Source organism: Allobosea sp. P1_B10, assembly GCF_056406735.1.
The window spans coordinates 1-12,101 of the sequence record NZ_JBFTZP010000011.1 but is presented as its reverse complement, the minus strand read 5'-3'; the positions used below and the strand labels follow the sequence as shown (position 1 = coordinate 12,101).

The 12,101-nt window shown below is 60.6% G+C and carries 15 protein-coding genes and 1 pseudogene; 9 read left to right on the top strand and 7 right to left on the bottom strand.

What is annotated here, in order from left to right; translation table 11 throughout:
- The first annotated feature begins 535 nt into the window (after positions 1-535).
- The 4 genes from AC1D2L_RS20230 (at position 536) to AC1D2L_RS20215 (ending at position 2,621) form a co-directional block, all read left to right on the top strand.
- Positions 536-1,411 carry a hypothetical protein gene (locus AC1D2L_RS20230; RefSeq protein ID WP_476847698.1) on the top strand — a complete coding sequence of 292 codons (876 nt, stop codon included), beginning with the start codon at positions 536-538 and terminating at the stop codon, positions 1,409-1,411.
- Positions 1,412-1,592: 181 nt separating this feature from the next.
- Positions 1,593-2,048, top strand: a complete 456-nt coding sequence (locus AC1D2L_RS20225) for a DUF5681 domain-containing protein (protein WP_476847697.1) — start codon at positions 1,593-1,595, stop codon at positions 2,046-2,048.
- Between the two features lie 169 nt (positions 2,049-2,217).
- Positions 2,218-2,406 carry a hypothetical protein gene (locus AC1D2L_RS20220; protein ID WP_476847696.1) on the top strand — a complete coding sequence of 63 codons (189 nt, stop codon included), beginning with the start codon at positions 2,218-2,220 and terminating at the stop codon, positions 2,404-2,406.
- On the top strand, positions 2,403-2,621 hold the full coding sequence (locus AC1D2L_RS20215) for a hypothetical protein (RefSeq protein WP_476847695.1): 219 nt from the start codon (positions 2,403-2,405) through the stop codon (positions 2,619-2,621). Before AC1D2L_RS20220 ends, AC1D2L_RS20215 begins: the two co-directional genes overlap by 4 nt.
- Positions 2,622-3,136: 515 nt before the next feature.
- On the opposite strand, the gene AC1D2L_RS20210 is transcribed toward AC1D2L_RS20215, so the two are convergent.
- From AC1D2L_RS20210 to AC1D2L_RS20200, 3 genes are all read right to left on the bottom strand, one after another.
- Positions 3,137-4,021: a hypothetical protein gene (locus AC1D2L_RS20210; protein ID WP_476847694.1), complete on the bottom strand. Its 885-nt coding sequence runs from the start codon at positions 4,019-4,021 to the stop codon at positions 3,137-3,139.
- A gap of 2,003 nt (positions 4,022-6,024) precedes the next feature.
- Complete coding sequence (locus tag AC1D2L_RS20205; protein ID WP_476847693.1) at positions 6,025-6,309, bottom strand: hypothetical protein; 285 nt, start codon at positions 6,307-6,309, stop codon at positions 6,025-6,027.
- Between the two features lie 192 nt (positions 6,310-6,501).
- Positions 6,502-6,984, bottom strand: a complete 483-nt coding sequence (locus tag AC1D2L_RS20200; protein WP_476847692.1) for a hypothetical protein — start codon at positions 6,982-6,984, stop codon at positions 6,502-6,504.
- A 206-nt stretch (positions 6,985-7,190) separates the two neighbouring features.
- Between AC1D2L_RS20200 and AC1D2L_RS20195 the strand changes: the two genes are divergently transcribed.
- Complete coding sequence (locus AC1D2L_RS20195) at positions 7,191-7,823, top strand: hypothetical protein (RefSeq protein ID WP_476847691.1); 633 nt, start codon at positions 7,191-7,193, stop codon at positions 7,821-7,823.
- 133 nt (positions 7,824-7,956) lie between these two features.
- Here the strand turns inward: AC1D2L_RS20195 and AC1D2L_RS20190 are convergent, their stop codons facing one another.
- Together AC1D2L_RS20190 and AC1D2L_RS20185 are read right to left on the bottom strand one after the other, a co-directional pair.
- Complete coding sequence (locus AC1D2L_RS20190) at positions 7,957-8,346, bottom strand: PilZ domain-containing protein (protein WP_476847690.1); 390 nt, start codon at positions 8,344-8,346, stop codon at positions 7,957-7,959.
- A gap of 225 nt (positions 8,347-8,571) precedes the next feature.
- Positions 8,572-8,970, bottom strand: a complete 399-nt coding sequence (locus tag AC1D2L_RS20185) for a BLUF domain-containing protein (protein WP_476847689.1) — start codon at positions 8,968-8,970, stop codon at positions 8,572-8,574.
- Positions 8,971-9,138: 168 nt separating this feature from the next.
- On the opposite strand from AC1D2L_RS20185, the gene AC1D2L_RS20180 reads away from it, so the two are divergent.
- From AC1D2L_RS20180 to AC1D2L_RS20165, 4 genes are all read left to right on the top strand, one after another.
- On the top strand, positions 9,139-9,447 hold the full coding sequence (locus tag AC1D2L_RS20180; protein WP_476847688.1) for a hypothetical protein: 309 nt from the start codon (positions 9,139-9,141) through the stop codon (positions 9,445-9,447).
- Between the two features lie 102 nt (positions 9,448-9,549).
- Positions 9,550-9,816, top strand: a complete 267-nt coding sequence (locus tag AC1D2L_RS20175) for a hypothetical protein (protein ID WP_476847687.1) — start codon at positions 9,550-9,552, stop codon at positions 9,814-9,816.
- Complete coding sequence (locus AC1D2L_RS20170) at positions 9,813-10,118, top strand: hypothetical protein (protein WP_476847686.1); 306 nt, start codon at positions 9,813-9,815, stop codon at positions 10,116-10,118. The genes AC1D2L_RS20175 and AC1D2L_RS20170 overlap by 4 nt, the downstream gene beginning before the upstream one ends.
- A 126-nt stretch (positions 10,119-10,244) precedes the next feature.
- On the top strand, positions 10,245-11,525 hold the full coding sequence (locus AC1D2L_RS20165) for an NAD(P)/FAD-dependent oxidoreductase (protein WP_476847685.1): 1,281 nt from the start codon (positions 10,245-10,247) through the stop codon (positions 11,523-11,525).
- A gap of 76 nt (positions 11,526-11,601) precedes the next feature.
- Here AC1D2L_RS20165 and AC1D2L_RS20160 read toward each other — a convergent pair.
- Positions 11,602-11,868, bottom strand: a pseudogene (locus tag AC1D2L_RS20160) (alpha/beta family hydrolase); the annotation flags it as partial.
- A 45-nt stretch (positions 11,869-11,913) separates the two neighbouring features.
- A partial coding sequence (locus tag AC1D2L_RS20155) for an integrase core domain-containing protein (protein WP_476847684.1) occupies positions 11,914-12,101 on the bottom strand: 188 nt, incomplete at its 5' end.

The window sequence follows — 12,101 nt, the reverse complement described above, 5'->3', positions numbered from 1 at the left end:
CGGCAAGGTGGGCCTGGGCATCGGCGCGAGCATGCCGGTCCTCGGCTCCATGGTTGGAGCTTTGTGGCGGGGCGGGAGCGCCGTTGCGGGGCGGAACGTTGACGGGGTCGGTCGCGCAGGATCAAGCGTCATGCGGATGGCCGCTCAGGCAGACGAAACCGGCTTGCGCGCTCTGCCCTCCATGGGACCGGAGGCCATGCTGCCAGATGCCGGCTCCTCGATGCTTGGGCTGGCTCAGGGCGCAGCCACGGGCAACGGTCCAGGCAAGTCCGCTCTCGTCAACGCGCTGCGCGAGCGCGACGCGGGGACTGGGCACCGCCTAGCGAACGTGGTCGAGCGCTCGATCGGGCCGGCGCCAATCCCCTCGCAGGTTGAAGCGGGCCTGGCTGCTAATCGCAACGTGATTGCCGAAGGCTACGGCCCTGTCATGCAGGGCGCTCGCGCTGTCGAAACGGCACCGGTCGCAGAGGCGCTGGAGACCGCTGCCATTCGGTTACGCGGGCCGGAGCAGCGCGCAGTCCGCGATGTCAGGCGCATGCTCGATATCGATGGCGTTCCTGGGCAGCTCGACCGCGACCCGCAGACGCTTATGGCAACTCGCCAGGCAATCGATGGGTTGATGCAGGGCGAGGCCAACGGCCGCGTCATCCAGCAGTTGACCATCGCGCGGCAGCAGATCGACGACGCTCTCGCTCGCGCAGCCCCAGGCGTGAAAGCCGTTGATGGTCGCTTCGCAGAGGTGGCGCGGCAATCCGAAGGGTTGCAGCGGGGAAGTCAGATCTTCGACGGCGGCAAGACGGCGATCCGTCCAGTCGAGTTGGCTGCTGAGATCAGGGCAGGCGCGCTGCCGCAAGGAGTGATGGTTGGGCCATCTGCTGTGCCTTACCGGGTAAAGCAGGGCGCTCGCGCCGAGATCGACCGCATCGTGGGAACCCAGGTCAACGACCTCAACGCGATGCAGCGGACGCTCGGCACGCCGCAGGATTGGAATGCTCAGAAGGCGGCGACCGTCTTCGGCCAGGACAATGTCGATAGCATCGTGCAGGCGATCCAGACGAACCGCACCTTCCGCAATTCACTCCAGCGGATCGCTCAGGGATCAGACACAGCAGCGCGCACCGAGGGCTCGAAGCTGCTGGAGGCCGGCGAAGGGTTCAAGCCTGAGGCGAGCGCCACGGGCATCGCAGTCACCGCGTTCCAGAAGGTCGCGAAGGCGCTGATGGGGGCGAACTCGCAGGCGACCAAGGATCAGGTGGCGGCGACGATGGCGAGCCCAAGGGTCAGGGAAATCACTGAGATGCTTTTGCGGCAGGCAGAGACCGCTGGAGCCGGCGCCCGCAGTATCAGTCGCGCCGTGGCGAACCCGGCATATCTCGGAGGCGCCTCCGCTTCTGACGGCGGTCGTAGATGAAGCCATATGCGAGACAGAGGCTTACCCAAAAGACGATGGCGACATTCGAGCTGTCGAACAGCCCCATCCAGTGGCGCAGAAGCCATGCGGCGACGAGGCCTAGAACAGTGACGGCGACGAACTGGAGAAACGTGCTCATGCCGCGCCACCGTGCCGCGCCGGTCGCTAGTCGTCAATCAGGATGCGTATGATGGGTTTGCCTGCAAATACAGCGACAGTGCAGCGCGGGGCACCGTTTCGGCCCGGTCAGTCCGGCAATCCCGCTGGAAAGCCGAAAGGCGCTCGCCACAAGGTGACGCTTGCCATGGAGGCCCTGCTCGATGGGCAACATGAGGCCCTGACGCAAAAGGCGATCGACCTCGCTCTGGCCGGCGACATGCAGGCTCTCCGCCTTTGCATGGATCGCCTGTCGCCTCCCCGGAAGGACCGGCCGGTTGCGTTTGATATGCCGGCCATTGAGACGCTGGAGGATCTGCCGAAGGCGACCCAGGCGCTTATGCACGCCGTCGCGGCGGGGGAACTCACGCCATCGGAAGCGGCCGAACTCGGCAAGCTGGTGGATGCCCATGCGAAGGCGATCGAGGTCACGGACCTGCATCGCCGCCTGGAAGCGCTGGAGGGAGGGCCGGGCCGATGAGGGACTTCCACTCGAGGTTGGCGAGGCTGGAAGCTCGGAAGCGTCCGTCCTTCGTCATCGAGATTAAAGCCAGCCGCGACGCTCGCGTTGCCGAATTGGGGCGTTTTGGGCCGTTGCCGAACGAGCCGAACCGGCGAGCCGCCATCGAGGCGGGGATGAGGGCCGACACGTGAACGGCTCCATGCGAACGAGACTGACGAAGCTCGAAAGAGCGCGGCGAGCGCATGCTCAACATGTGCTGTTTGCCTCAAGCCCGGCCGATGCCGACCGCCAGCAGTTTCACCTCGTGCAATCCGGCCACGCGCAGGAGCGTGACGAATTCATTCGGTTCATTACCAACTACGAGGAGCGGCTATGAGCACGGCAGCAATAGCAAAGCGCATCGCGCAGCTCGAAGCGAAGACGCGCAATTCCGATGATTCGTTGCTGCCTTGTCATTATGTGATAGGCAGCTCGCATGAAGAGTTGGCAGCGGAGCACGCTGTCCTGATTGCCTCGGGCGAGGCTAACGTGCGAGATCGGTTTATCAACATACGAATAATGGCGCCTATCGGCCGCCAGCGGCTAGGATGACAATCCACCTCAGGCTCGTCGCCGAAGTCGACCATGCGATCCAGCCTGAAGTACGTGAGGTATACTTCGGAGACATCATGGCGACGCGGAGCCAATAGACGGCCACACGTGGTTCACAGTGACGAGCGCCCTCCCGGCCGATCCGTTGTTGCAATGATCGGCGGGGCAAGGTGCCACATTCTGCTCGAGCGCCTAATGAGAAAGCCCAGCCCCCCATTCGGAGTACCGGGCTTGAATGACAGTTGTCGCGCCGGCCTGAACGCTTTTACTTCTTGGTTTCGCGGCCCGGCTGGAGAGCGCTGGGCGAACTTGATTGCTTCAGATTTCCTTTGACACCTTGGCCGACGATTTGCCCGCAGCGTCATTGGTGTGATCTGTGGACGGGGTACCGGAACCTGGCCTAGGTCGGCTATCGCTAGCGCGACGCACTTGGCTGGCTGTCTTCTCGCCTTTTTCAGCCATATCGTTTCTCCCGACTTGCAGTAGGGCGGGGGCTATGCCCCCGCTATTGATCCTCATCGGCTGCCGAAGATTGAGCCGAGGTCCATCTCCTCGTCGCGATGCCTGCCACCCAGTTGAGCAGCCATCCACGCAGCCGCTGCACCCAGCAGCAAAACGGCTGCGGTGAGGAAGGCTGTGATGACAGCAATCTTACGGGCGCGCTCGGCGGCCTGCTTGGCTGTTTCCTTGGCCTGATTGAGCTTTGTGAACGTATCGTCGACGCGCTTCTGCGCTTCGGGCTGGGGAATGTTCATCCGCGTCGCGACTCGGGAAGCGATGTAGTCTCGATCTCCAGGCTCAAGCTTTCCTGACGACAGGCCGGCGATGAAGATGCGCGATGCTTCCTGCCGTTCCTCTGCGGTAGGAGGGGTGGATCCATTGGTACGCATCACCGAGTCCAATGCCGAGTTGAGCGGATCGGCTTGCTGAGCGACTAGAGCTGCAGCTCCGCTAGATGCGGCCCCCGCACCTGTTGCTGCTGTTTTCGCCGCCCCAATCAAGGATGAGCTAGCGAGCGCTGTAACGATCAGCGCACCGGCGGCCCAGACAACTAGACCATGCGCACCGTCACGGACATGACGTTCATGGTCGCTAGCGTCAGCTGCGGGACGACGCATTCGTCCTGCCAAATATCCGCCAGCGCCGCAGGCCGACACCGTAATCCAGATGGCCCATAGACCAGCAGCAATGGCCAGTGCCGTCATTCCGGTTGATCGAGACGTATCTGCCGAAACTAGGCTCAGGCCAATCGCTGAGCCGAACGTGGCCATAACGGTCGTGATGGCGGCAGAAAGCACCGCACCGCCAAAGATGGCGCTCCATTCAAGGTAGGAGCCATCCGCAGCTTTTGCGGCTGAGGGAGGGGACACGACGACGAGATCGGGTGAATTGAGGGTCATGATGCGGTCCTCACCGCAATCCGAGGAACGACAAGATGGCTAGAACGACCACGATGAGGCCGATGATATAAATGATGCCGTTCATGAATTCCTCCGGCGCAACGCCACATATGTGGCGAGGGCCTAACTAGGAGGTTCGCTTTATGGTTCCAACCAACGGCAAGAGACGGAACCGTCGCGGTCTTCGCGTGTTCAGCACTGGCAAAACAGGAGGCTAATATGGGTCGCGGAATATTGCTTTGGATGCTTGGGATACCTCTGCCGATCATCCTCTTATTGGCGTTCTTCCGCTGATGCGTGTTGGTGGCCGTGGCTTGATATCGACGCTCGTTTTGAAGGCCGAATTCCATCGTCGAGGCGCGGCGGTCCTTCTCAGCGATCGAACGCAACACCGATCGAGCGCTCGTTCCTCCAAATGATCCGGACAGGCCATCGATGCCGATCGCCCTAGCTGCCGAATAGACCTCGCTTACGCTTTAAAAAATCCAGCGGCCGCGGGGCTTGGCCCCCGCCTACCGTCATCACCCATTGGCGCTGTCCTCCTTCACGCCGCGCGATATCGCCCACCTCTTCCCAAGGCTCGTGCGATTAAATCGTCACGAGCCCGCACTTGCTCGCCTTTGTATGGTGCAATCCAAAGGCTTGTTCCAACTGGCGCGAGAATATGGCACCGAGGGCGGCAGGATGAACAGACGGTTGTTTCTCTCAACGCTTTTTTGCGCATCCTCGGCCGCAACCCTCGGCACAACTACATTCTCCGGAACCGCTTCCGCGAACGATCCACAAACTGTCTCCAACGTGGTCGCAAAGGCGTTGGACGCGGCAGAGATCGAATTCAGCCAACGGCCGCAACTTCATTACAACAGACAACCCCAACACCGTCGCCCAACTCGACGCCGTTGGCATCGCCGGCGTCGGTGATTGTGCAGCCCGGTGAGACGAGAGCTGCGGCTTGAGCCGAGAGCTAAGCCGCCGCCTGTCCCGACTTGAAGGTCATGAGCCAGGCGGGAAGAATCAAATACACGGTGAGTGAACGCACGCTGTCTCGATGGTAATTGGCTCGCCAGCTAGAACGGAGACTGGGCGGATGGCCCGAAGAACTGCGCCCGAACCTTACCGAGGCGCAATGGGTGGCCCGTAATCGCGACCCCGGATCCGAAGGGGCGCCTCAGGGCTAATTCCCTCTCTGAAACTGTCCTTGCGCTTTAGGCGCGTTGGCGAGCAGCTAAAGCCCGGTCCCCTTGCGGAGTACCGAGCTTGACGTACCGTCGATGCAGAACATGGAGCGTAGCTACTTCTTCGTTGCGCGCCCAGGCTGGAGAGCGCTAGGCGAGCTCGACGGCTTCGGATCGCCCGTTGTCACCTTTGCTGACGATTTGCCAGTGTTTGATCCGGTGTGATCTGTGGACGGAGTACCTGAGCCGGGCCTTGGGCGACTGTCGCTCGCGCGACGCGCCTGACCAGCAGTTTTCTCACCTTTTTCGGCCATGACCAATCTCCCAAGCGCCGGGTTTTTAGGCTCGCCTGCTTCCACGTGGCTCCGGCGAAGCCTCGGGTGAGGAAAGAGGTCTTGAGGCAGGCTTACCTCGTAAAAAGCTTCGGAGGCCCTGGAAGCGAGCTAATACAATGGCAGCGCTAAGTGCGCCCGCCGCTCCAGCCCCAATTGCCACTATTCGCTGTTGCGAATAGGGCGCGCGATGGGGCGGATGACTGAACGGCGAGGACTGGATCGCGACCTTCGCCGAGCGAACCGGACGCTTTCCGATGATTGACGCAGCAACCCCCGCAAAAACTGACAAAACGATCAAGCCGCCTGCAACAATCAAACTGGCGGAAGTGGGCCCTAAGCGAAACGCGAGCATCACGTAACCGGCATTCAGTACGTAACCTCCGGCGAAAATCATAAGCAATCCGGCTACAGCCATGAGGCCGTAGACGGTGGCTTTGCGCTTGATTGCTGTCGTCGCTTCAGCAACGAAATATGCGAACAACCCGCCCACGACTTACTTCGCTGCCCAGAAACCGAAGATGACGCCAGCTGCCGCCGCCCATCCTAGAGCGCGAAGCGGACGGGCTTTGACCTCATCCAAGATTAGTCGTTGAAGTTCGGATACCTGTTCTCCAGCCGCTTCAGTCATCTGGTCGGTGTCAACACCGTACGCCTTCAGGCTGGCCGCGACGCCGGTATTGCCCTCATTGTTTTGCTGGTCGCCGCGTTCGCCTGTCTCGGCGTTTTGCGACATCGCTTTGAAGCCGGTCGCAGTTGATGTACCGCTGCCGTTTTCCATGACACTTCCTCCGAATCTGGATTCGGCCGTCGCGCTTCGCGACGCTCGTGTCGCTGCAACCGCCCCGCTCCATTCCTGTTCCACACGTCGCTACGAAGGTTAGAGTTCACCCGTGCTTTATCCGCTGCGTTGGCGCGGCGCGTGCCGATAGGGATGGCTGGACCTGCGAACTTGGCGCCACTCGGCCTGCGGCTAATAGGCCGTTGCTTCAACCGTTTTTGCTCGTGCGGTGGAGGCAAAGAAGCTGCGGCCACTTTGGGCTGCGGTCTTCAGTTGATATTTCCAGTTCTTCGACCCGGCCTTGCCACCGCTGAGTTCGGCAAAGTCGTTCCGGTGGATGTCATCGCTGTCGCGCCCGCGGTAAACCAACACGCCGCTTCCCGTAACCACGATATCCCCACGCCGCAGGGTTGGATCCCGGAGATACCATCCGGGATCGGTGACGGGATCGAGCTTCACGATCGGCGCGGGACGAGACGATATCTCGATAGACCGCGTTGGTCGGCGGCGTGCTTTCCTAACCGTCATTTCTAACGGGTCGTACTCCACTATATGTCTTGAGGCCGGAGCCGCCAGGAAGGCCCGTGCGAAATCATCAAGAAATCCCGCTTGCGCATGGCCGCCCGTTCCCAGCAATCCTGCCGTGACCAAAACCGTGAAAGTTCGCGTCGCCATCTCTGCCGCTCCATTGACCCCGCTCTCTAACGAGCGAATCTGGGGAGAAGTTCATTTGGGGCTACGTCGGCGCAAGGCGACACATTGGGTAAGGTCCGGCTCAGAAATGAACAAGCCAACAACTAGTGCGTGATTTGAGGCCTTGCCCGGCGGATCCCCCTGACGGCTTCGGGAGTTAAATCGAGCCATCACGAGAGTTCGATCGGATGCAACATCAGCAAAAGAAGGCGTCGGGTGGATCTAGGGTTGCCGACTGGACGCTGCCATCCTCAGCAACCCTTGGTTCTTCGGTGAGGGCCACCGGTATTGAGCGTGAACTCCGGCGCCGCATGCCAGCGGCCGCTAAAAAAGCGGTCTCAGTTGCCAATGGGAGTGTCGAATTGCGTATGTCGGAGAGCGCAGCTGGCGAATTCCAAGCGGCCTCCGCAAGAATCAATGAGATACTGGAGGGAGTTGGACAGCTGCCCGTGCTCCCTCGCGAGGTGGAGGACATACTGTCGATCTCATCCCGCGAGCGTCACAAGTGGATGAAAGCTGGTCGACTACGCAGCGCTGGGACGCGGACGGTAAAGATGCGCGGCCGGTCGAAAGCCGTCACGTTCCATATCTTCGATCCCCGGCATATCGAGGATGTTCTCGACGGCGACCTACCGGCGCTCTGGAGAGATGAAGATGCGCAGGCAGCTGCCGAAAGTCGGCGTCGAGCGGCAGGCAAAGCGGCATTGAAAAGAGCAGAAAAAGCCCGGTCGATGAGCGTTGATTCTGAGAATGAAGAGGATGCTGCGCGGACGCCGTTGGAGGGATGGGACGCTTTCGCGGCAGAAGGGCTTCTACGCTAGCCGGCGAAGTGTGACGCTTGAAAGCCTCATTCCCGTCAGCAGCAGGAATACCGAAAGTCCGCCGGTTGGTGCCCGCCCGATGGAGCCCGTCTTGACGCATGGTCCTCCATTGAGCGGAGTGTCTCGCCGGCAGCTAGCCGTTCCCCCTAGGTCGACCTGCGGGGGGCGCTGGCGCGAGGGTCGGCAGGCAGGGGGAGGATGTTGCGAAGGCAGCGCCGTCAGCGGCGTACCGCGTTCGCTGGGTGTGCAATGGGAGCCCGTAATCACTGACGAACGAAACACCGATTGAGTGCTCTGCCCGCCAGATGATCCGAACTGGGCCATCGATGCCGACTGCCTTGGCGATTAGATTGAACTCGCCGTGCTTTGGAAAATCCAGCGGCACGCGGAGCCTGGCCCCCCCTGGCGAAATGTCCCTGATGATGCAGTGATACAGCCTCGGCTCGTCACGCGCGCGCAGTTCGGCAAGCTCAATCGTCGCTCGGCGGACGTGGCGTCGAATGCTGGGAGGTTGGGCTGGCATGGTAGCTGGCTATGAGACATAGCCGTTGCGATACCAGTACGACCTCAGCTCAAATTCTAACTATTCTCGAATGGCCATTCATCGGTCGACGAAGGCCTCACACCTGCCGAAAGCGCGGCCTCGTCGATCGAGCGCCGCCCGGCCCCTTGCAGGTAGACGTTGGCGCCCGTGCGATCAGTTAGCTCAGAGACGAACAAGCTGGCCGCTACCGGCCTTGTTCTCTATTTAGCTAGGCTGCATTGGCCTTTCCGACTCCAGAGCCTTCGCGAACTCAACTGCCTCCTGCCCCGACAGGTCGGCAGGGATTGCCGTCGTTCTCAGAACTCCGCCCATCGCCCAGGCTGCGAAATCGCGCTGTTCGACTGTCCGCGATTGAATGACGACAGCGTCTCGGTGCAGAAGGTCGTTCTCGATTCGGGAGAACGTGCTCACGACTTCGGTGCGGGGCCCTTCCAATATCTGAAGGAAAGTGTCGCCATCGAAGACAAGGTAGCCGGTGATGCCAAGCTTGGCGTTATTTCGGCTGGAGGATTTGACGATTTCGCGGAGCGCTTGCAGCATATTATCAATTCGCCCCGACCGATAAATGGAACGATAGACGAGCTGGTAGATTTCGCCGGGCATTTCAATCTCCGAAGGAATGTCAGGCCAAGGTTGCCGGCCTAAAGGTTGCATTTCCGTCTCGAAGCCGCCGCGACTTCGCCCTCCTCGGGCCAGACGCTGGACTTCAGGGCGTATGTTGCTCAGGTTGAGCGGCCAACGATGAACGGTAACGCTCAGGGAGGTGTCGCAATGAAAGCGCCTTCATACGGCTACCGATTCCAAGTTCACCTGGACATTGAGCTCGGGAGCCATGAACAAGCGCTGGTGGCCATGACCGAGTGGCTCAGTGAATGGGAGATGTGCTGCCAACTCACTGCCTTTGAGGACAGAGGTCGCTTCCGAGTTCGCGCCGCATTCGACGAAGAGCGGTTCGCTCGCGCGTTCGAGGTGAATTACGGTGGAAGGCGCCTCAGTGGTGACGAACTATCCAAAGCCATGAAAGAAGACACCGAGCACGAGGTGCTTTTCGACGAGATGGCGACCAGAACGCCGCCGTAGGCACCGAGGCCGGGGGTGAGCAGGAAAACTACCGCACCCGTCTACGCTATAGTCAAGATCGGCCAAGTCCCCGGCTAATGTCCCGGGGCACTGGGAGCCACAATGAATATTCCGACGATTGATAGTTTTGAAGCTTATCAGGCTGCTATGGCCCGCTTGGAAAGCTTGTCAGGTGTCCCCGTAGGTTCACCCGCCGCGCGAGAAATACGAGCGTTAGCAATGGCGGCCCACGCATGGGGCATCAGCAACAGCCCACAACGAGGCCAGCTTAGAAATTTTACCTCAACCGTGCGCTCAGTGAGAAAGACGTCGAAGCTGGGACTGGTTGATCAGATATCGCTCAAACATCGTCGAGGAAAATCAATATGAATACTGCCAATCTTCAGATGGAAGGCCTTCTTCTTGTCCTGGCGGCGCTCTGCGCAGAGCTCAAATCTCAGGGCGCTCTCAGCGAAGCATCGATCGCTGGAATGTTGAGCCGGGCTGAAGAAGGGGCGTCGGTGCGCGAAACCCGGCTTAGCGACGCGAACGCCGAGGCGGTGATGTTTCCGATCCGCTTCGTGCGCATGGCGCTCCGAAACGATGCTCAGGCCCTGGACTACCAGGCCCTGGCAGCTGAAGTTGGCCGTCAAAAGGATCGGCCCGCTATTGCTAGCGGGGGGGTAGCGTGACCTTTGGTCCGCTCCGCCTAGTAGTTGCTCGCCAATTCGGCCTGTTTCGTTGCATCGCCTACTGGTTCGCGTGTTCTCAGGCCCAATCCGCCTCGCTCAAAGCCAGGTCCCGAAAGGAAGCTCATGATGTCGGTGAGCATACCGGGTACGCCGCATCATCTCATCGTTATCGGGGCAGGGTTCGGCGGACTGGAGGTCGTGCACCGCCTTGCCCGCTCACCGTTGCGGATCACGCTCGTCGACAGGCGCAACCATCATTTGTTCCAGCCCTTGCTCTATCAAGTTGCGACGGCTTCGTTGGCCACATCCGAAATCGCTTGGCCGATCCGCCATTTGCTTCGTAGGCGTCCTGAGGTCACGACGCTGCTTGCCACCGTGATGGGGATTGACCGCGATATGCGTAGCGTGCGGCTCGAAGATGGGTCGACGGTGAATTATGACACCTTGGTAATCGCGACCGGGGCGCGTCACGCCTATTTCGGCCATGATGACTGGGAGCCGTTCGCACCGGGGCTCAAGACGCTCGAAGATGCAACAACGGTGAGACGCCGCATCCTCCTTGCCTTCGAGCAGGCTGAGCGCGAGCGGGACGAACAGCGTCGCTCAGCTCTACTGACCTTCGTCATCATTGGTGCTGGGCCGACCGGTGTGGAACTCGCTGGGACCATAGCTGAGTTGGCCCGCGCGACACTACCGGGCGATTTCCGCAACATCGACACGCGTCAGGCCCGCGTTGTCTTGATCGAGGGCGGCCCTCGTGTACTCGCCGGCTTCGCTGACGACCTGTCTACCTATGCGCAACGTTCTTTGGAATCGATTGGCGTTGAGGTTGTGCTTGGCCGTCCCGTCACCGCATGCTCGGCAGAAGGTGTTGTCTTCGGAGGCAACCTACTGCCTGCCGCAACCGTCATCTGGGCAGCCGGGGTCCAGGCCTCTCCGGCAGCACAATGGCTTGGCATTTCGGCCGACCGTGCCGGCCGCGTAATCGTTGAACCAGATCTTACGGTTCCCGACCACCCGGAGATATTCGTGATCGGTGACACGGCAGCGGTCTTCGATCAAGAGGGTTCCCCTGTGCCTGGCATAGCTCCTGCCGCAAAGCAGCAGGGAAGACATGTCGCAGCGACGATCCGCGCCCGACTGAGCCAGCAGAATGGCGTCAGGCGCTTCCGGTATAAACCTGACGGCAGCCTCGCTACCATGGGTAAGCGGCTGGCGATTGTCGATTTTGGTTGGATCAAGCTGCGTGGCGCGCTTGCCTGGTGGATCTGGGGCTTGGCCCACATCTATTTCTTGATCGGCGTACGTAATCGCCTCAGCGTCGCCTTAAGTTGGCTATGGATCCATGCGCGCGACCAGCGCAGCGCACGTCTCATCACTCAGGGCGAGGCAGGCCTGAAGCGATAAAAGACCGCCCCTGCCGATATACGTGGTGGAGGAATGTAGGTGTCCTCGATGCCATTGACGTTGAAGCTTGCTGCTCTCACGTGCCGCGCAGCCCCTTAAGCCGACCCGCCCATGTCGCAACAGTCGTACTCAAAGTCTTGAGATGGTCTGCTGGAGAAAGGCCTGTCAGCGCCTTGCGAGGCCTAAGATCATGGTCGCCATCCTCAAGCTATAGAAAATCGATGGCAGGTGACAGATCGTAGGTAGCGACCTCTTCCCGCGACCCGAAGGCATCACGCGTGCCCTGAACGATGAGGGTGGGAGTTGTCAGGCCAGCCAGATGGATAGAGAGCTGGCTCGGTTTGTCTGAACAGTTTGCGGGCTGTGGTTAGGTGGATTTCGGCCCTTGTTATGCTGCAACCGGGATTGGCTGCAGCGGGTTGAAGTAGACCTGATCGGGCGTCTGCCGTGCCAGGCTCTGATGAGGTCTCCTGCCGTTGTAGAAGGCGAGATACCGGCCGATCGAGGCGCGCGCGTCGGACACGCTGGCGTAGGCTCGCAGGTAGACCTCCTCGTATTTGACGGATTTCCAGATGC